This window comes from Paraburkholderia sp. GAS82 (assembly GCF_050436285.1).
In the GTDB taxonomy this organism is placed as follows: Bacteria; Pseudomonadota; Gammaproteobacteria; order Burkholderiales; family Burkholderiaceae; genus Paraburkholderia; species Paraburkholderia phenazinium_B.
Genome location: NZ_JBNDLX010000003.1, coordinates 541,533 through 560,635, shown reverse-complemented (window position 1 = coordinate 560,635; position 19,103 = coordinate 541,533). Strand labels below are relative to the sequence as shown.

The following is a 19,103-nucleotide window of genomic DNA, read 5'->3' as shown; positions in this document are numbered from 1 at the left end:
GCTGTGTAAAAGGGAAAAATCATCATGGATTACGCAACCCTCAAAGTGATCTGGTGGGTCCTGATCGGCGTCCTGCTGATCGGCTTCGCCGTTACCGACGGCTTCGATATGGGCACAGCCATCCTGCTGCCGTTCATCGCGAAGACCGACTCCGAGCGGCGCATTGTTGTGAACACCGTCGGCGCGACGTGGGAAGGCAACCAGGTCTGGTTCATCACCGCAGGCGGCGCGATGTTCGCAGCATGGCCGCTCGTCTACGCGGCTTCGTTCTCGGGCTTCTACTTCGCGATGCTACTGGTGTTGTTCTCGCTGTTCTTCCGGCCGGTGGGCTTCGACTACCGCAGCAAACGCGAAGACCCTCGCTGGCGTAGCGCGTGGGACTGGGCGCTGTTTATCGGCGGCTTCGTGCCGGCGCTGGTGATCGGTGTCGCCTTCGGCAACCTGCTGCAAGGTGTGCCGTTCGCATTCGATACCGACCTGCGCGTCACCTACCACGGCAGTTTCTTCGCACTGCTGAATCCGTTCGCCGTGTTGTGCGGGCTTGTCAGCGTGTCGATGCTGGCCGCGCACGGCGCCGCATTTGTAAAGATGAAAACGGATGACGTGATTGCGCGGCGTGCCTCAGTAGCCCTGCGCATTGCGTCGCTCGCTGCCGTCGCGTTGTTCCTGCTCGCTGGCGTGCTGGTGGCGACGTTGATCGGCGGTTATCAGATCGTCGACGCGGCGCCGTTCGATACGGTCGCCAACCCGTTGCTAAAGAGTGTGATCGGCGCACCCGGCCTGTGGCTCACCAACTACTCCACCTACCCGTGGATGGTCGCGGCACCGGTAATCGGCGTGGTGGGCGGTGTGCTGGCATTGCTGCTCGCGAAGTCACGCTTCGAGAAGAGCGTGTTCATCTGCACCGGCCTGATGATCGTCGGCGTGATCCTGACGGCTGGCTTTTCGATGTTCCCATTCATCATGCCGTCGTCATTGGATGGACGCAGCAGTCTGACGGTGTGGGACTCGACCTCAAGCCAGATGACACTGCAGATCATGCTGATCGCGGTGATCATTTTCTTGCCGATCATCCTGATCTATACGAGCTGGGTGTACCGCGTGATGCGCGGCAAGGTGACTGCGGCCGCGCTCGATGAGAACCGGCATTCGATGTATTGAAGCCTTCATTAGCATGACGCAGCGGAGCGGATTGAAACGGACTCATAGGAGCGAATGATGTGGTATTTCAGCTGGATTCTCGGTATTGGCGTAGCGCTCTCGTTTGGCATTATCAACGTGATGTGGCTTGAATCGAACCGTCCGGGAGAGGCGGCAGCGAAGCGCAAGGCAGATTGAGTAGTAGTGACAGCGCCCGCGTGAATCGCAAACACGGACAGCGGTAAACGAAGAACGGCACCCTTGGGCGCCGTTCTTCGTTTCAGCATCACTCAGCGCAACAGAGCAACGCTTGATGCCGCTTCCGCGTTACACGCACGCATCAGGCCTGTTGCGGCGATGCCCCACCGGTTGCGCCTGCCGCCGGCAAACGCGCCGACAATACCTGCGCATACCGCCCTGCAGCCTCACCAACAACGACGTGAAACGTATCCGCTGAGACCCACGCAACGTCGAGCGCAGCAAGGCGCTGCCGATCCACCGCAGTCGGATCGCTCACCACGACACGCAGACGGGTCGATGCAATCGCATCCAGCGAAACGACGTTGGTCGCACCACCGAACACGGCGAGCCAGCGAGCCGGATCAGGATCGAGCGGCCCACCATGCGAGCCCGCAACCGGCGCAGCGGCCGTAGCTGTCGCAGCAGGCGCCACCGCTGGCTTCGCTTCGACACCACCACCCTGCGCAATCACAGTCCGGATTTCATCAGCGATGATGTCTGCTTCCGGTCCGATAATCACCTGCACGCTGGTTGCACCGCGCTTCAACACACCACGCGCACCGATAGTCTTAAGATCCGTTTCCGAGACCTTGCTGGGATCGACCACCGACAACCGCAGACGCGTCGTACAGGCATCAACGATAGACAGATTGGCCGCACCGCCCAAAGCAGCGATGTAACGCTGTGCACGCGGCGCGCTCGCGGTAGCAGCCGCTGCCGGCGCAACGAAGCCACCCTTGTCGAACGACTCCACCTGCTCGTCAGCACCGGCAGGTTCGCGACCCGGCGTGGCCATGTTGAACTTGCGGATAAAGAAGCGGAACAAACCGTAGTACACCACCGCGTAGATCACGCCAAGCGGCAGCGCCCACCAGCCGCGCGTCGACAGGCCATAGTTCAGGATGTAGTCGATCAGCCCCGCGGAGAACGTGAAGCCGAGGTGAATTCCGAGCGCCGAACAGATAGCCAGCGAAATGCCGGTCAGCAGCGCGTGAATCACATACAGCACCGGTGCGAGGAACATGAAGCTGAATTCAATCGGCTCGGTCACGCCCGTCAGCAGCGAGGTCAGTGCCATTGAGGCCAGCAGACCGAAAACCATCGCACGGCGTTCCTTCGGTGCCTCGTGATACATCGCGAGGCACGCTGCCGGCAGACCGAACATCATGACCGGGAAAAAACCCGTCATGAAAGTACCCGCGGTCGGATCGCCCGCGAAGAAACGATGCAGGTCGCCCGTCACTGCGGCACCGCCGCCCGGCGGCGTGAAGGAGCCGAACACGAACCACGTCAGCGAGTTCAGGATGTGGTGCAGCCCCGTCACCAGCAGCAAGCGGTTCAGTACGCCGAACACGAAGGCTCCGATCGCACCCGCCGTGGTCAACCAGTGGCCGGCGATATCGATCGCGGCTTGCACCGGTTGCCACACGTAGCCGAGCACAATGCCTATCACCAGACAGGTCACCCCCGTGACAATCGGCACAAAGCGTTTCCCTCCGAAGAACGCGAGGTAATCGGGCAGCTTGATGTCCTTGTACTTGTTGTACAGCATGCCGGCGACGATACCCGCGATAATCCCCGACAGCACACCCATATTGAGCTTGTCGTTGATGTCCTTCATCACCACGGTTTCGACCAGATAACCGATCGCGCCCGCGAGCGCCGCCACGCCGTTGTTGTCCTTCGCGAAGCCGACTGCCACGCCGATTGCAAACAGCAGCGGCAGGTTGTCGAAAATCGCGCCGCCAGCGTCGGCGATCATCTTGATGTTCAGTACGTCACTCTGACCGAGTCGCAGCAACAGCCCTGCGACCGGCAGCACTGCAATCGGCAGCATCAGCGCGCGGCCGAGTCGCTGCACCTTCAAAAACGGATTCCCGTCCATCTATATCTCCAATCCTTCGTCTCTTCGTCGAGTCGTTGCTTTACATGGTTGTTGAGCGAAATTCCGCCGTGGACCATGCAGGGTTCAGTCCAGCGGCCAGGTTTCGCGGCTCACTGCTCTTACCGCCTGCGCCGATTCCAGCGCCAGGACATCCTGGGCGCGTTGTTGGCACAGCTGATAATTGAGGTTGCGCACTCGCGCCTTGATGCCCGGCACCGAAACCGGATCCACGGATAGTTCGGTCACGCCCAGGCCGACGAGCAGCGGCACGGCCAGCGGATCGCCCGCCAATGCGCCGCACACGCCCACCCATTTGCCATGCTTGTTCGCGCCCTGCACGGTAGCTGCGACCAGACGCAGCACCGCCGGATGCAGACCGTCAGCCTGGGCGGCGAGGTCGGCCTGGCAGCGATCCATCGCCAGCGTGTACTGGGTCAGATCGTTGGTGCCGATCGACAGGAAGTCCGCGTGTTTCGACAGTTGATCGGCCAGCAGCGCGGCCGACGGTACTTCGATCATCACGCCAACTTCGATCGGATCGGTACGGCCAAGCTCGCGGGCGAAGTCGTCGATGCGCTTGCGCAGATGGATCAGCTCGCCTACGTCGGTCACCATCGGCAGCAGGATGCGCACGGCACCGAGCGGCTGCACCGCCAGCAGGCCGCGCAGCTGGTCGTCGAGCAGGTCCGGGCGCACCTGCGCGAGACGGATGCCGCGCAGACCCAGCGCCGGGTTCGGTTCGGGCGGCAGCGTCAGATAGTCGACTTCCTTGTCCGCGCCCACATCGAGCGTGCGAATGATCGCGGTGCGCCCGTTCAGTGCGTCGGCAATCGACTGATAGCTTTGACGATGCTCGTCTACCGTTGGTGCGGACGCACGGTGAATGAACAGCAGCTCGGTACGCAGCAGGCCGACTGCGTCGGCACCGTTTTCGACTGCTGTCTTCGCATCTTCGAGCGTGGCGATATTCGCAGCCACTTCGATAGCGCGTCCATCCGCGGTCATCGCCGCCTGTTGCGACGTGCGGCGGTTCGCTTCGCGTACGTCAGCGAGGCGCGTACGTTCTACGCGGGCACGCTCGACGTCAAGCGCGGTCGGTGCGAATTCGATTCGCCCCGTGGTAGCGTCGACCACAACCTGGGTGCCTTCAGGAATCGCATGCAGCCCATCGCCCACGGCGACGAGCGCGGGAATGCCGCTCTGCCGCGCGAGAATTGCGGCGTGCGAGGTCGCGCCGCCGCGCGCCATCACGAGCGCGGTGACTCGTGTGCGATCGAGCGATGACAGATCGGACGGTGTGAACTCTTCCGCCACCAGCACCGCTTCATCCGGCAGCGTCCGCGCCGCGTTGTTCGAGTAGCCGAGCGCGCGCAGCACGCGCTTTTCGAGGTCACGCAGATCCGCTGCGCGTTCCGCGAGCAGCGCATCGTCGATTTTCGTCAGGACTGCAATCTGTGCGCGGATCGACTCGCGCCACGCAAAACCGGCGCTCTTGCCAAGGCTGATCAGATCACGCGCTGCGTCGAGCAACGTCGGATCTTCGAGCAGTACACGGTGTACCGCAAAAATCCCCGCCTCACCATGCGCACCGCGCTGCGAGGCATCGCGCACGGTTGAATTCAGTTCAGCGTCGACGGTGGCCAGCGCCTTGTCGAGCAGACGGCTTTCCGCCGCCGATGTGCCGCTCGCAATTTCAGGCGGGTCGAGGTCCGCGTCATCCCATCGCACCAGCTTGCCGACCGCAACGCCAGGCGCCGCGCACACGCCAACAAGCGTGTTCGGCGCGAGTGGCGCGCCACCTGTTTGCGCCACCGGTTGCGGCGTCGGGGAGCTTTGGCGTGCCGGCTTTTCCTCGGCTTCGCCATGCGCTTCGCGCAGCAACTCATGCGCGACTGCTTCCACGGCCGCCGCCGCTTGCGCACCTACACCTAGAATCTCTACCGTAGCGCCTTCGCCCGCGCCCAGGCCGAGCAAACCAACGACACTTTCAATCGGCGCCTTGCGTCCTTCATAACGCACTTCCACGCGCGCATCGAGACCACGTGCCGCTTCACGGGCACGTGCCGCCGGCCGCGCATGCAAACCGCCTGCGTGGACCAACGTCACCGTCTGACGCGCTTCTTCGGTCACGTTGGTGGCCTGGCGCGAAGCTTCCGCTGCCGCACCGGCGCGCGGACGCAGCAGCAGCAGCGGGGTTTCTCCCGCCTTCAGCATGCCTGCACCGGCGCGCTCGACGATCTCGAACGCGTCCGAGTTCGCAACCGCGATCACCGACACGAGACTCGGTGCATTGCATGCCACCAGGTCCTGATCGAACTCGATCAGCAGATCGCCGGTATGCACATGCGCACCCTGCACAACCTTCGGCGTAAAACCGCGGCCGTTCAACTCGACCGTGTCGATGCCGATGTGCAGCAGAATCTCCGCGCCATCGGCAGTGGCCAGCGTCAGTGCATGGCCGGTGCGCGCGAGATGCGTGACCACGCCGTCGCACGGCGCGACGAGTTGGCCCACCAGCGGATCTACGCCGATACCGTCGCCGAACATGCCGCCCGAAAACACAGGGTCGGGCACGTTCGCGAGCGGTACGACCGGACCGGTCATGGGCGCAAGCAGAACAATATGGCCTTGGGATGGGCTCATCAAAACGGACTCCTCAACACGACGCATCTGATTACTCGATCAGTGGGTTTCGGTGACTTTGTTCAGATGGCGCGGCGCATCGGGGTTGCGTCCGCGTGCAGCGGCAAGACCTGCGGCCATCACGTAAAAGGAAAGAATCGCGGCGATCGGATCGAGTGCCGCATGGGCCGTCGTGACGAGCGGCAAGGTAGCTTCCGGCACATCTTCCGGCGCGGCCAGCAGCACGCGTGCGCCACGGGTCTGCATATCGCGCGCGAGCTGGATGAGTCCGGCCTGTTCGGGTCCGCGCGGGGCGAACACGAGCAACGGATAGTCGCGATCGATCAGCTCCATTGGGCCATGACGCACTTCGGCACTCGAAAACGCTTCGGCCTGGATGCCCGAGGTTTCCTTGAGCTTCAGCGCCGCTTCCTGCGCGATTGCGAGGCCAAGACCACGGCCGATCACGATCATGCGCTCGATGCCACGCAGTTCCTCGACCGCTTTGCTCCAGTCGAGTCTGCCGGCGCTTTGCAGCGCTTCGGGCAAACTGCCCAGCGCGCCAAGCAATGCATCGTCTTGCTGCCAGTGCGCGACCAGTTGCGCGGAAATGGACAGCATCGCGATATAGCTCTTGGTCGCGGCGACGCTCAACTCGGGACCGGCAACCAGCGGCAGATGCCATTCGCAGGCGTCGGCCAGCGGCGATTGCGGCGCGTTCACGGCCGCGACAGTCAGCGCGCCGGCCTCGCGCAGCGCGGCCATCGTGCCCACCAGATCAGGACTCTTGCCGGACTGCGAGAACGCGATAGCAAGCTGATCGCGCACCTTCAGTGGCGCCTGCTGCAGCGTCGCCACGGACATCGGCAGCGAAGCGACCGGCAGTCCAATGCGGCTCATGGTGAGGCTTGCGAAATAACTCGCCGCGTGGTCCGAACTACCGCGTGCGACCGTCAGCGCGACATGGCGCGGCTGTTCAGCGAGTCTCGCCGCCAGCGCCTGTACGTGCGACGTATCCGCAAGCTGCGCGGCGACCACCTCAGCGGACGCCAGCGCTTCGTTAAGCATATTCGACAATTGATTCTCCTTCGACGTAAGTCGCGGTCAGTGCCAGTTCGCGATCGAACACGACGATATCGGCCCAGGCACCGCGCGCGAGACGGCCGCGGTCTTCAATGCCGAGATAGTCGGCGGCATAGCGCGACAGACGATTTGAAACGTCGGCCATGGGCAGGCCGAGCGATACCAGATTGCGCAGCGCCTGATCCATCGTCAGGGTGCTGCCGGCGAGCGTACCGTCGGCAAGACGCACGCCGCCCAGACACTTGGTGACGTGCTGGCTGCCAAGGCGGTATTCGCCGTCAGGCATGCCGGTAGCCGAGGTGCTGTCGGTCACCACGTACACGCGCGGAATCGCCCGCATCGCGGCACGAATTGCGCCCGGGTGAACGTGCAGCAGGTCAGGGATGATCTCCGCGAATTCAGCGTGCGCCAGCGCCGCGCCGACCATGCCGGGATTACGGTGATGCAGCGGCGACATCGCATTGAACAGGTGCGTGAAGCCACACGCTCCATGTTTGAGTGCCGCGACCGCGTCGTCGTACGTGCCGAGCGAATGGCCGAGCTGCACGCGCACGCCGCGTGCGGCGATTTCGGAAATGATGTCCATGTGGCCGGAGATTTCCGGCGCGATCGTGACGACGCGAATCGGCGCAATCGACAGGTACTTCAACACTTCGTCGAGCACTGCGGACACAGCGGCGTCCGGCTGCGCACCGAGCTTGCCCGGATTGATATACGGTCCTTCAAGGTGCACGCCGAGCACGCGCGAGCAACCCGGCGTACGCACACGGGCCACGTCGCCCAGGTTTGCTACCACGTTCATCAGCTCTTCGCGCGGCGCGGTCATCGTCGTGGCAAGGAGGCTCGTGGTGCCGAAGCGGGCATGCGTGCGCGTGATCGTGTCGATCGCGTCGCCCGCTTCCATCACGTCGGCGCCGCCGCCGCCATGCACGTGCAGATCGATAAAGCCCGGCAAAATGTAGGGCGCTTCGTTGGTGGACGGATCGACCCGCTCACCTGTGAGCGACGTGATACGGCCGTTTTCGTATTCGAGCGTGCCGTGAATCCACCCATCGGTGGTGAGTATGTTTCCGGTCAGCATGAGTCTCTCTGATAATACGTAGTGCGATACGTTTCTGATCCGCGCCGTTCAGCGTTGCGCGAGGGCCGCGCCGTTATTGCGTCCTTATTGACGCAGTTCGGCGACAAAGTCGTAGTAGTCGTCCCGGCAGTAGGTGTCCGTCAATTCAATCGCCCGCTGGTCGGCGCTATAGCCGATACGTGTGATCACCAGCAGCGCCGAGCGCGGTTCGATGTCCATCAGCGAGGCAATCTCGCTCGTCGCGTTGACGGCCCGAAAGTGCTGCAGCGCGCGCACGACTGCCATGCCACGCTGCTCCAGATAGCTGTACAGCGACACGCCGATCGCCTGCGGGTCCGGCACGATCGCGGCCGGCAGCGCCGAATGTTCCACCGCCATCACGATGCCGTCCGCGCGCCGCAGACGCCGCAGACTCGTCACCGCTGCACCCGGCGACAGGCCGAGGTGCACCAGCTCGTCGCGGTTCGCGGCGCGAATGCCGCGTTCGAGCCAGACCGAGTCGGGACGAAAGCCCCGCTGCTGCATCTTTTTCGTGAAGCCGGTGAGCCGCGACAGTGGATCTTCGACGCGCGGCGTAATGAAACTGCCCGCACCCGGCGAGCGGCGGATTAGCCCCTGTTCAACCAGCAATTCGATCGCCTTGCGTGCGGTGATACGCGACACGCCGATCGCATCCGACAGCGTACGCTCCGACGGTAACGCCTCACCCGCCGACCAGACGCCACAGTGGATGGCCGTCGCCAGGTTGCGCGCGAGCTGCAGATAGAGCGGCGTGACGTTGCGGGCGTCAGGCATCAATGCGGACCAGCGTGTTTCCATGGGCTCAGGTGGGTCGAAAGGAAGAGCGTGGGCTTCGAAGAGAGAGCCCATTATATAACCACCATAATACCAGTCAATCGAGTTGTTCCATGCCGGTCCGATCGCCGTCAAACCTTTGACAGTAAAGGGAATCCGGCAGATTGCGACAGGCTTACCGGGCGTTTCCGGTGATCGGTATTTACCCGTATTCGAGATATCTTGAGGGTCTATAGAGAACCACTGGTTCGCTACCGAACGGATCGCGCTACTTCGCATGCGTACTTTTGTAATACCAATCGCCGTGGCCGGTTAGAGTGTACGTTTTACCGCTTTTTACGCAGTTTTTAGATAGGATGTCATCCAATAGGTTTGTTGTCTGACACCTTCAAGGACTTCCGGGAGCCGTACGTTGACCGATTCCGCAGCGCTGCGGCGCGTTGAGGCCGTCCGCCATTTCAACCGCTTCTACACGAAGCATATCGGTGCGTTGCACGAGCGTCTGCAAAAGAGCCCGTACTCGCTGACCGAAGTGCGTGTGCTGCATGAACTGGCGCGCGGGCGCGCGCAAACCGCCACTGTGCTGGCGCGCAATCTCGGACTCGACAGCGGTTATCTAAGCCGCCTGCTCACCAGCTTCGAACGCCGCAATCTGCTCACACGGCGTCCATCGGAGAGCGACGCGCGGCAGTCGTTAATCGCGCTCACCGACCAGGGGTACGCCGCCTACGAACCGCTCGACGTCGCAGCCATCGAAGAAGTCATGTCGGCACTGGAACGCCTCGCGGAAAGCTCGCAGGAAGAGTTGATCGGCGCGATGAAGCTCGTCGAGCGACTGCTCGACGAGCAACCGCGCCGCGGCGTCGTGACGCTACGGGCGCCGCGCGCAGGCGAATATGGCTGGCTCGTGCACCGGCAAGCCCTCTTGTTTGCGAGCGAACACGGCTGGGATCAGACTTTCGAAGGCTTGCTTGCTGGCATCGTCGCAGACTTCACCCAGCATCACGATCCGGTGCGTGAGATGTGCTGGATCGTCGAACAAGACAATGCGATCGTCGGCGCGGCGATGGTGGCAGGCGTATCGGCCACGGTGGCACGGATCAGGATGCTGTATATCGAGCCCGACATGCGCCGGCTCGGCATCGGCACGCAACTGGTCGACGAGTGTGTGCGCTTCGCCAGGCGTGCGGGCTACACCCGGCTCACACTGGCCACGGTCACGACGCTCGAACAATCCCGGCGGCTCTGCGAGCGTGCCGGTTTTGTGTGCGCCGACGTGGCGCCGGAGATGCGCTTCGGTCATGAGTTGACGGTCGAACGCTGGGAGCGCGATCTGTAGGTGCGCCGAACGAAGCGCAATATGAACCTCAATACGAAGCCCAACAAAAAAGCGCCATGGTCTCCCATGGCGCTTTGCGTTGCGGCGCTTCGTCGTGGCTGCAGCGTGCTTAGAACGACGGCACCACCGAACCCTTGAACTGGGTTTTGATGAACTGGCGCACGTCATCCGACTGATAAGCCGCGACCAGCTTTTTAACCCACGGCTTGTCCTTGTCCTGCGTGCGCACAGCGATCAGATTCGCGTACGGGCTATGGATGTCCTCGAGCGCGATCGCATCTTTAGTCGGCTGCAGGCCGCCGGCAAGCGCGTAGTTCGTGTTGATCGCAGCAGCGTCCACGTCGGACAGCGAGCGCGGCAACTGCGCGGCGTCCAGTTCAACGAGCTTCACTTTCTTCGGATTCTCGGCGACGTCGAGCGGCGTAGCGCTGTTACCGTTCGTGCCGGCACCAGCCTTCAGCTTGATCACGCCTTGCGCCTGCAACAGCAGCAGCGCTCGGTTCTCGTTGGACGGATCGTTAGGTACTGCAACCTTCGCACCTTGCGGCAGGTCCTTCAGCGATTTGAACTTCTTCGAATAGACGCCGAGCGGGGAAATGTAGGTCAGGCCCGCGCTGACGATCTTGTAGCCACGCTGCTTGACCTGGCTATCGAGGTAGGGCTGGTGCTGGAAGCTGTTGGCGTCCAGATCGCCTGCGTCGAGAGCGGCGTTCGGCTGGACGTAATCGTTGAATTCGATGACCTTCACGTTGAGGCCTTCGCGCTGCGCCACTTTCTGGACCACCGCCCAGATTTGCGCGTCGGGACCGCTGATGGTGCCGACCTTGATGACCTTGTCGTCGGCGTGAGCGCCGACGCTTGTGACGAGAGCTGCGGAGGCGACAACTGCGGAGAGGGCTTTGAGGATGTTTCTGCGCTGCATGTAAATCTCGCTATTTCTGATCGATGTCAGATTCGGGTGAACGGCTGGCGGCGCAATACGCGCGCCATCAGCTGGGTCGCGAATGGTCTCATAGGCTCTGCGAGAAGTGAAATACCGCTATCGCATATGGGTATGCGGACGAACGGACGACAGATGGGCCTACGCCTTAACCAAGCAGTAGCTTGATGTCGTGCACCCAAGGTTCGGCACCCTGGCCATCGCGGGCGAACAGTCGCAGCTTGCCGTCCGGATCGAAGACATAGCTGGCAGCCGTATGGTCCATCGTGTAGCTGTCCGGCGTCTTGCCCGGCACCTTCGCGTAGTACACGCGGAAGTCTTTTGTCACCTTGGTGAGTTGCGCCTGATCGGCCGGACGCAAGCCGACAAAGGTCGGATTGAAGGCCGGCACATACTGCGACATCACGGTTGAAGTGTCGCGATCGGGATCGACGGTGACGAACAGCACCTGGACGCGGCTCGCGTCTGTGGGGCCCAACTGCTGCAGTGCCTGCGCGAGTTCGGCCATGGTCGTCGGACAGACGTCCGGACAGTGCGTGTAGCCGAAGAACAGCACCACGACCTTGCCCTTGTAGTCCTCGAGCGTGTGCGTCTTGCCGCTGGCATCGGGCAACGAGAAGTCCGTGCCGAATTGCGTGTTGCCGGTAATGTCGAGACTCTCGAACGAGGGGGCGGGTTTGCCGCAGCCTGAGGCCAGGATCGCGCCGCCGAGCGCACAGGCCATCAAGGCAGCACGCGCGAGACGCGCAAACCGGTTTGTGAGCATGGTGTTACGCGCCGATCAGGACACGTGCATAGTGATCGATCAACAGCGCGGCGAACAGCAGCGACAGGTAGATGATCGAGTAACGGAACAACTGACGCGCGAGCGTATCGGAGTACTCCCGATAGATCTTCCACGCGTAGGCGAGGAACACGGCACCGAGCAGCACCGCCGCCACCAGATACACGATCCCGCTCATGCCCGAGATAAACGGCATCAGCGCGACCGCGAACAGGATCACCGAGTACAACAAGATATGCAGCCGCGTGTACTGTTCGCCGTGGGTGTTCGGCAGCATTGGCAGACCAGCGCTTTCGTAGTCCTTGCGGCGATACAGCGCGAGCGCCCAGAAATGCGGCGGCGTCCAGACAAAGATGATCAGCACGAGAATCCATGCGTCGCCCGGCACATGCCCCGTGACCGCTGCCCAGCCAAGCGCAGGCGGCATGGCGCCCGAAGCGCCCCCGATCACGATGTTCTGCGGCGTAGCAGGCTTGAGCAGCAGCGTATAGACGACCGCGTAGCCGACGAAAGTGGCAATGGTGAGCCACATCGTCAACGGATTGGCGAACGTATAGAGCGTCCACATGCCGAGCCCGCCGAGCACGGCGGAAAACAGCAGGATCTGTGGGGTGGTGATTTCGCCGCGGGCAGACGGGCGCCACGACGTACGGCGCATCTTCGCGTCGATCTTCTGTTCGACGAGGCAGTTGATGGCGAACGCGGCACCGGCCAGCAGCCAGATACCGACGGTGCCGCCGATCAGCACCGTCCACGGCACCATACCGGGCGTGGAGAGGAACATACCAATGACAGCGCAGAACACAGCAAGCTGCGTGACACGCGGCTTGGTGAGCGCGATGTATTGGGAGATCCGGCTACCGGGGGTCTGGGAAAGAGTTGTGCTGTCCATGTGGGGTCACGCTGGCGCGGCATCGCGCGCAGGCAACGCGGCGCGGCCGGGACGGCTAGAAGCGATTCGAAAGTTTAGCATAACGAGCAGGAGCAGCAGGATCGCGGCGCCCCCGTTATGGGCGACTGCAATCGGCAACGGCCATTGCAGGACGATGTTGGAGAGGCCCGTGAGGAACTGGATCAGCACTACCAGCAGCACGCCGTCAGCGGGCCGCCGCAGCGATTCGAAGCGACGCACCTTCAGCGCAAACCACAGCAGATAGGCGATCACGACGATGGCGAAGGTCCGATGGGTCCAGTGGATCGCCACCAGTGCATCCTGGGTGATCATTTCACCGTCGCCCGTCATGCCCAGCGCGCGCCATAGGTGAAAGCCGTGCGCGAAATCCATCGGCGGGATCCATTGACCGTTGCAGGTCGGGAAATCTGTGCAGGCGAGCACCGCGTAGTTCGTACTGACCCAACCGCCGAGCGCGATCTGCACGACCAGCAGTGCCAACCCCGCGAGCGCCGCCGCGCGCCACTGCGCGGCCTCGGGCTCATAGGCCGGCAGCGGCGTCTGGCGCGCCGCCAGCCAGCCCAGCATACCGAGCAAGGCGAGGCCTAGCAGCAGGTGCGTCGTCACGATCACCGGTTGCAGTTTGAGCGTCACGGTCCACGCGCCGAACACACCCTGCACGAGAATCAGCAGCAGCAACGACGTCGGCCACCACGGCGAAACGTGCAGCGGACGGCGCTTGATGCGCGCGACCCAGGCGATCAGCATCTGCGCAACGATCAGCACGCCGATCGCCATGGCGAAATAGCGGTGGATCATTTCGATCCAGGCCTTTGTCATACTGACAGGCCCGGTAGGCATAGCCTGGTTAGCGGCGGCGATAGCAGCGTGAGCGATAAACGGCGAGGACGTCCCATAGCAACCCGGCCAGTCAGGACAGCCGAGACCGGAGTCCGTCAGGCGCGTGAAGCCGCCGAACATCACCAGGTCCAGCGTCAGGAAAGTGGTGACCCACACCAGCTTGCGGAATTTATTGTCGTCGGCCTTGACCCATATATAGGACAGCGGCAACAACGCAATGCACAAGCCGATCAGGCCCAGTTGCAATACGAACATCTCTCTACCTTCTCGCTGGAAACATAGCGGCCAATGGTGCTACAGACCGTCCGATTCGAGGTACACCCGGCCGTGCGATAAAACGCCGCATCAGCCGATGCTCGACCACTTCAGCAGCTTCGTGATGTCGCCCTTGATCTTGCTCGGGTTCGGATCTTTCGGGAAACGCATCATCAGATTGCCGTTCGGGTCGACCACGAAAATGTGATCGGTCAGCGTCGTGCCGGTGTCAACGGGCAGCCATGAAGCCAGTGCGGCCGGATCGGCGATCAGCTTGCGCGTGTCCGGATAGGCTTTCTGGATCACGTCAGACACGTTGCCCGCGTCTGTGCGCAGCCATACCTCGACCACCCGCTCGCGCTCCGGCCCCTGGGTTGCGCGTATCTGGCGCATGAAATACAGCTTGGTCGCGCAGGCCTTGTCGCACGCGCTGTTGTCGATCGAAACCATGAGCCATTTGCCACGCAGCGACGTGAGCTTCACCGGCTTGCCGTCTTCCCCGGTCACGACCAGTTCATCGGGAATCGGCCGCTGCGGTTCGATCAGCGCGCCGTAGCTGGTGGTGCCGCCGGTCGGCTTGATGACGTAGTACGTGAAGTACGAGCCAATCACGGGCGCGGCACACACGAGCGCGATCAGCAGCATCATCCAGCGGCCGCGTTGCCATGAACCGTTGGCGCGCGGCTGGCCAGGCGTGACCGCAGGACGAGCAGCGGATTTGCCGGCTTGCGGCGAACGGGGAGTTTGCGTCGACACTACCGAACCTCTTTCAATGATTGCGCGGCGCGAGCGGTCAAGCTGCTGGCCGCGTGCGATGCATTTATCTGCAAGACACAGCTTACGCGCTGGGCGCGTGCTCTTTCTTCGCGGCGCGCCGCGCGGCATACAAACCGAACGCGACCGCCGCGATGGCCATGCCCCACCATTGGAGCATATAGCCGTAGTTGCGTTCGACGTCGGTATCCGGTGCGGGCCAGTCGCGCACGAGCTTGTCGCCATCGTCGCTCAACTGCTGGATCACAAACGGCTGCAGCGGTAGACCAGTCTCCGCGGCATAAGCGCCCACGTCGAGATTCTGCCGGATCGACTGATGCGGGGCCGATCCGCCCTGCCCTAGTTCGAACGCGCGGGTCGCATCGGCCCGCGCAATACCTTCGATCTCGATCTGCCCCGGCGGCGTGACATACGGCTCGATCGCGGTGCGGTCATTGATGTTGCGCGGCAACCAGCCGCGATTGACCAGCACGTAGCCACCATCAGCGAGTTTAAAGGGCATCACGACGTAAAAGCCCGGTTGATCGTTATACGGGCGATTGTCGAGATAGACCACCTTGTCGGCGACGAAACTGCCACGCGCGCGCACCCGGTGAAACTCGATGTCTTTCAGTGCCAGCGGAGCGCTGCTGATCGGCTCGGCCGGCGTGTTTTCGAACTGCGTGATGTGGGCCTGCAGCGTCTCTTTCTGATGCGCTCGGTCACGCTGCCAGAACCCCAGCCGCACCGTCACCGCCACGACGATCAGAATCAGCAGCGCGGGCAACCAGCGGATCTTCATCGCGCCTGCCCCGACGGTACACGCGGTGCAACGCACGGTGCGATAATAGCCATATTGCCTTCGCGCTCCTGAATTTCAGCTGATTTCATGCACATTCTCGTTCCCATCGCCTTTGCCCTGATCATCGCCAGCATGGCCTCGGCGCTGTACTTCATGGTGCACGACAAGGGCAAGACGAAACGCATGGTCTGGTCGCTGGCCACCCGCGTGGGCCTGTCGATCTCGCTGTTCCTGTTCATCCTGTTCGCTCACTGGATGGGCTGGATTCAGTCGACCGGTATTCCTTACGGCCGCTAGGCCGGGTGCGCGCAAACTTCGCCTCTACGCGTACCACGCAACAACTCCGCGCCATAAACAAAACGCCGCCCTGACAGGGTCGAGGGCGGCGCTGCGTCAGTCCGGCATACTACGCGGTGGCTTCGCGATCTGCAGCGAATCCGGCAATTCAAATGTCCACGTGTCCGGTGTCAAAAAACCAGTAAAAAATACTACGCGCGGGCCGGCAAGCTTTACAGCCAGTACACGACAACGTACAGCCCGAGCCACACCACGTCCACAAAGTGCCAGTACCAGGCCGCGCCTTCGAACGCGAAGTGGTGATCCGCCGTGAAGTGGCCGCGAATCACGCGCACCAGTACGACCGTCAGCATCGTGCCGCCGAGGAACACGTGAAAGCCGTGGAAACCGGTCAGCAGGAAGAAGGTCGAGCCATACACGCCGGAAGACAGCGTCAGGTTCAGTTCGTTATACGCGTGGTAGTACTCGAAGCCCTGCAGGAACAGGAAGCACAGACCCAGCAGGACAGTCGCGGCCAGCCAGGCGATCGTCTTGTTGCGATGGTTCTCACGCAGCGCATGGTGAGCCACGGTCAGCGTCGCGCCCGACGAGAGCAGCAGCGCCGTGTTGATGGTCGGCACCGGCCACGGTTGCATCGACTTGAAATTCGACACCAGCGCTGCCGGACCGTTGTTCGGCCACACAGCCGAGAAATCCGGCCAGATCAGCTTGTAGTCGAGGCTGCCCAGTTGATGCAAGGCAATTTCGCGAGCGTAAAACAGTGCGCCGAAAAATGCGCCAAAGAACATGACTTCGGAGAAGATGAACCAGCTCATGCTCCAGCGGTACGACTTGTCGACGTTCTTGCCGTACATGCCGCCTTCGGACTCGGAGATCGCGTCGCCGAACCAGTGCCACAACGTGTAGAGCAACCACAGCAAGCCAGCGAGCACCGTCAGAGGCGCCCAGCTCTCGCCGTTGATCCACGCCGCAAGCGATGACAGCATGACCAGCAGCCCGATGGCCGCGCTGATCGGATGCCGCGACGGATGCGGTACGAAGTAGTACGGGCTCTCGTTTTGACCGCTCATTCTTGATTCTCCACTTCAGTCCAGTTGTTCCGCTTGACCCGGTTTAGTCCGGCTGTCTCTTCGGCGATGCGTCGATACCGCATCGCTTCACTCTAATTTCGGAGCCATCTTTGGCCCGGTGTTGCCGACTTACCCCACCACCGCACGGACGACGAAAATCAGTATGGCGATAAAGATGGCCGCGCCAATCAAGGCGGCTGCCAGCACGTGCAAGGGGTTGAGCTGCGCTGCGTCCGATTCCAGATCGCGCCGCTTGCGCACGCCGAAAAACGCCCAGAAAACAGCCTTCATCGACTGCCCAAAGCTGCTCTTTCCAGTGCTGCTGCCGTCGCGTTTACCGCCGTTGTCGCTCATTACCGTCATCTTCCTTCGCCTACGACAACGATCGTCTTCAGGAGAAGAAGCTCCGCTTGACGAAGATACCCACGAAAAACGCGGCGGCTATAGCGAACATGATCAAACCGAGCCGCAAGTTGCCCGCGCGGATTTGCTCGGGCGTACGTCTTTGTATGGGATTCCGGGTCATGCTGGAGTTTCTCGACACATCACTGATAAGGAACACCGCTCTACCACGCTACGACTCTACCGCTTCGCTGCACCCGGTCCGGCTTGCGCCGGGACCGGGAACGCCGTTCGGCTTACTCGACCGTCGGCGGATGTTCGAACGTGTGGAACGGAGCCGGGCTCGGCACGGTCCATTCGAGGCCCGTGGCGCCGTCCCACGGCTTGTCGCTGGCCTTCTCGAGTTCGCCACCGCCGCGGTAAGCCGGCAGCGCGACAGCAAAGAGGAAGTACACCTGGGTCAGGCCGAAGCCGAACGCACCGATTGTGATGACCTGGTTCCAGTCGGTGAACTGCGCGGGGTAGTCGGCGTAACGACGCGGCATGCCTGCGAGACCCACGAAGTGCATCGGCAGGAACGCGAGGTTGAAGAAGATCATCGAGCCCCAGAAGTGGATCTTGCCGCGCGTCTCGTTATACATCCAGCCGGTCCACTTCGGCGACCAGTAGTACCAGCCGGAGAAGAGCCCGAACAGCGAGCCCGCCACCAGCACGTAGTGGAAGTGGGCCACCACAAAATAAGTGCCGTGATACTGGATGTCGAGCGGCGCCATGGCGAGCATCAGGCCCGTCAGACCACCGAACGTGAACACGAACAGGAAGCCCACCGCAAACAGCATCGGGGTTTCGAACGTCAGCGAACCGCGCCACATCGTGGCAACCCAGTTGAACACCTTCACGCCCGTCGGCACAGCGATCAGCATCGTGGCGTACATGAAGAACAACTGGCCCGTCACCGGCATGCCGGTGGCGAACATGTGGTGCGCCCAGACCATGAACGACAGGATTGCGATCGACGACGTGGCGTACACCATCGAGCTATAGCCGAACAGCGGCTTGCGCGAGAACGCCGGGATCACCTGCGACACGATCCCGAACGCCGGCAAGATCATGATGTACACCTCGGGGTGCCCGAAGAACCAGAAGATATGCTGGTACATCACCGGATCGCCGCCGCCAGCTGCGTTGAAGAACGAGGTGCCGAAGTGGCGATCGAACAGCAGCATGGTGATCGCCCCTGCCAGAACCGGCATCACGGCAATCAGCAGGTAAGCGGTGATGAGCCACGTCCAGACGAACATCGGCATCTTCATCAGCGTCAGACCCGGCGCGCGCATGTTCAGGATCGTCACGACGATGTTGATGCCGCCCATGATCGACGAGGCACCCATCAAGTGGACCGCGAAAATCGCGAAGTCCATGCCCGGTCCCATCTGCGTGGAAAGCGGCGCGTACAGCGTCCAGCCCGCAGCCGTTGCACCACCCGGCGCGAAGAACGAGCCCACCAGCAGCACGGCGGCAACCGGCAGCAGCCAGAAGCTGAAGTTGTTCATCCGCGCGAAGGCCATGTCCGATGCGCCGATCTGCAGCGGCACCATCCAGTTCGCGAAACCGACGAAGGCCGGCATGATCGCGCCGAACACCATGATCAGGCCGTGCATGGTGGTCAACTGGTTGAAGAACTCGGGGCGCATGATCTGCAGGCCCGGCTCGAACAGCTCGGCACGGATCATCAGCGCCATCACGCCCCCGGAGAGGAACATGGTGAACGAGAAGATCAGGTACAGCGTACCGATATCCTTGTGGTTGGTGGCATACAGCCAGCGACGCCAGCCATGCGGCGTCCCATGCGCATGCGGATCACCGTGTACGTGCTCGTGGCCCGCGACTACATCGTGTCCAACGCTAGACATGACAATCTC

The 19,103-nt window shown here is 62.2% G+C and carries 19 protein-coding genes; 4 read left to right on the top strand and 15 right to left on the bottom strand.

What is annotated here, in order from left to right; all coding sequences use genetic code 11:
• Nucleotides 1-24: 24 nt before the first annotated feature.
• Together cydB and cydX are read left to right on the top strand one after the other, a co-directional pair.
• The gene (gene cydB / locus P3T17_RS12865; protein ID WP_429407043.1) at nucleotides 25-1,161 is read left to right on the top strand and encodes a cytochrome d ubiquinol oxidase subunit II; all 1,137 of its coding nucleotides are present in this window, start codon (nucleotides 25-27) and stop codon (nucleotides 1,159-1,161) included.
• 57 nt (nucleotides 1,162-1,218) lie between these two features.
• The gene (gene cydX / locus P3T17_RS12860; protein ID WP_074263277.1) at nucleotides 1,219-1,338 is read left to right on the top strand and encodes a cytochrome bd-I oxidase subunit CydX; all 120 of its coding nucleotides are present in this window, start codon (nucleotides 1,219-1,221) and stop codon (nucleotides 1,336-1,338) included.
• Between the two features lie 142 nt (nucleotides 1,339-1,480).
• Here the strand turns inward: cydX and nagE are convergent, their stop codons facing one another.
• From nagE to P3T17_RS12835, 5 genes are all read right to left on the bottom strand, one after another.
• On the bottom strand, nucleotides 1,481-3,265 hold the full coding sequence (gene nagE, locus P3T17_RS12855; RefSeq protein WP_429407041.1) for an N-acetylglucosamine-specific PTS transporter subunit IIBC: 1,785 nt from the start codon (nucleotides 3,263-3,265) through the stop codon (nucleotides 1,481-1,483).
• Nucleotides 3,266-3,349: 84 nt separating this feature from the next.
• Entirely contained in the window at nucleotides 3,350-5,908 is a 2,559-nt protein-coding gene (gene ptsP, locus P3T17_RS12850) for a phosphoenolpyruvate--protein phosphotransferase (protein ID WP_429407039.1), read from the bottom strand.
• Nucleotides 5,909-5,947: 39 nt separating this feature from the next.
• On the bottom strand, nucleotides 5,948-6,955 hold the full coding sequence (locus P3T17_RS12845; protein WP_429407214.1) for an SIS domain-containing protein: 1,008 nt from the start codon (nucleotides 6,953-6,955) through the stop codon (nucleotides 5,948-5,950).
• A complete protein-coding gene (gene nagA, locus P3T17_RS12840; RefSeq protein ID WP_074263273.1) occupies nucleotides 6,948-8,051 on the bottom strand; it encodes an N-acetylglucosamine-6-phosphate deacetylase in 1,104 nt (367 codons plus the stop codon). Before nagA ends, P3T17_RS12845 begins: the two co-directional genes overlap by 8 nt.
• 84 nt (nucleotides 8,052-8,135) lie before the next feature.
• Nucleotides 8,136-8,870, bottom strand: coding sequence for a GntR family transcriptional regulator (locus tag P3T17_RS12835; RefSeq protein WP_074263272.1), 735 nt, complete (start codon nucleotides 8,868-8,870; stop codon nucleotides 8,136-8,138).
• Between the two features lie 388 nt (nucleotides 8,871-9,258).
• On the opposite strand from P3T17_RS12835, the gene P3T17_RS12830 reads away from it, so the two are divergent.
• A complete protein-coding gene (locus P3T17_RS12830) occupies nucleotides 9,259-10,185 on the top strand; it encodes a bifunctional helix-turn-helix transcriptional regulator/GNAT family N-acetyltransferase (RefSeq protein WP_429286755.1) in 927 nt (308 codons plus the stop codon).
• A 109-nt stretch (nucleotides 10,186-10,294) separates the two neighbouring features.
• On the opposite strand, the gene P3T17_RS12825 is transcribed toward P3T17_RS12830, so the two are convergent.
• From P3T17_RS12825 to P3T17_RS12800, 6 genes are all read right to left on the bottom strand, one after another.
• Nucleotides 10,295-11,107, bottom strand: coding sequence for a MetQ/NlpA family ABC transporter substrate-binding protein (locus tag P3T17_RS12825; RefSeq protein WP_429407037.1), 813 nt, complete (start codon nucleotides 11,105-11,107; stop codon nucleotides 10,295-10,297).
• A 166-nt stretch (nucleotides 11,108-11,273) separates the two neighbouring features.
• The gene (locus tag P3T17_RS12820; RefSeq protein WP_429407035.1) at nucleotides 11,274-11,891 is read right to left on the bottom strand and encodes an SCO family protein; all 618 of its coding nucleotides are present in this window, start codon (nucleotides 11,889-11,891) and stop codon (nucleotides 11,274-11,276) included.
• A gap of 4 nt (nucleotides 11,892-11,895) precedes the next feature.
• A complete protein-coding gene (gene cyoE, locus P3T17_RS12815; RefSeq protein WP_074263268.1) occupies nucleotides 11,896-12,801 on the bottom strand; it encodes a heme o synthase in 906 nt (301 codons plus the stop codon).
• Nucleotides 12,802-12,807: 6 nt separating this feature from the next.
• Complete coding sequence (locus tag P3T17_RS12810) at nucleotides 12,808-13,917, bottom strand: COX15/CtaA family protein (RefSeq protein ID WP_429407032.1); 1,110 nt, start codon at nucleotides 13,915-13,917, stop codon at nucleotides 12,808-12,810.
• 90 nt (nucleotides 13,918-14,007) lie between these two features.
• Nucleotides 14,008-14,673, bottom strand: a complete 666-nt coding sequence (locus P3T17_RS12805; protein ID WP_429407030.1) for an SCO family protein — start codon at nucleotides 14,671-14,673, stop codon at nucleotides 14,008-14,010.
• 82 nt (nucleotides 14,674-14,755) lie between these two features.
• A complete protein-coding gene (locus P3T17_RS12800; RefSeq protein ID WP_429407028.1) occupies nucleotides 14,756-15,472 on the bottom strand; it encodes an SURF1 family protein in 717 nt (238 codons plus the stop codon).
• 87 nt (nucleotides 15,473-15,559) lie between these two features.
• Here P3T17_RS12800 and P3T17_RS12795 point away from each other — a divergent pair, with 87 nt between their 5' ends.
• Nucleotides 15,560-15,769, top strand: coding sequence for a twin transmembrane helix small protein (locus P3T17_RS12795; protein WP_074263265.1), 210 nt, complete (start codon nucleotides 15,560-15,562; stop codon nucleotides 15,767-15,769).
• A 212-nt stretch (nucleotides 15,770-15,981) separates the two neighbouring features.
• On the opposite strand, the gene P3T17_RS12790 is transcribed toward P3T17_RS12795, so the two are convergent.
• The 4 genes from P3T17_RS12790 to ctaD form a co-directional block, all read right to left on the bottom strand.
• Complete coding sequence (locus P3T17_RS12790) at nucleotides 15,982-16,839, bottom strand: cytochrome c oxidase subunit 3 (RefSeq protein WP_074263264.1); 858 nt, start codon at nucleotides 16,837-16,839, stop codon at nucleotides 15,982-15,984.
• A gap of 129 nt (nucleotides 16,840-16,968) precedes the next feature.
• On the bottom strand, nucleotides 16,969-17,193 hold the full coding sequence (locus P3T17_RS12785) for a DUF2970 domain-containing protein (protein WP_074263263.1): 225 nt from the start codon (nucleotides 17,191-17,193) through the stop codon (nucleotides 16,969-16,971).
• 37 nt (nucleotides 17,194-17,230) lie between these two features.
• Nucleotides 17,231-17,365 carry a cytochrome oxidase small assembly protein gene (locus P3T17_RS12780; protein ID WP_217272797.1) on the bottom strand — a complete coding sequence of 45 codons (135 nt, stop codon included), beginning with the start codon at nucleotides 17,363-17,365 and terminating at the stop codon, nucleotides 17,231-17,233.
• 112 nt (nucleotides 17,366-17,477) lie between these two features.
• Nucleotides 17,478-19,094 carry a cytochrome c oxidase subunit I gene (gene ctaD, locus P3T17_RS12775; protein ID WP_074263262.1) on the bottom strand — a complete coding sequence of 539 codons (1,617 nt, stop codon included), beginning with the start codon at nucleotides 19,092-19,094 and terminating at the stop codon, nucleotides 17,478-17,480.
• Nucleotides 19,095-19,103 lie beyond the last annotated feature (9 nt).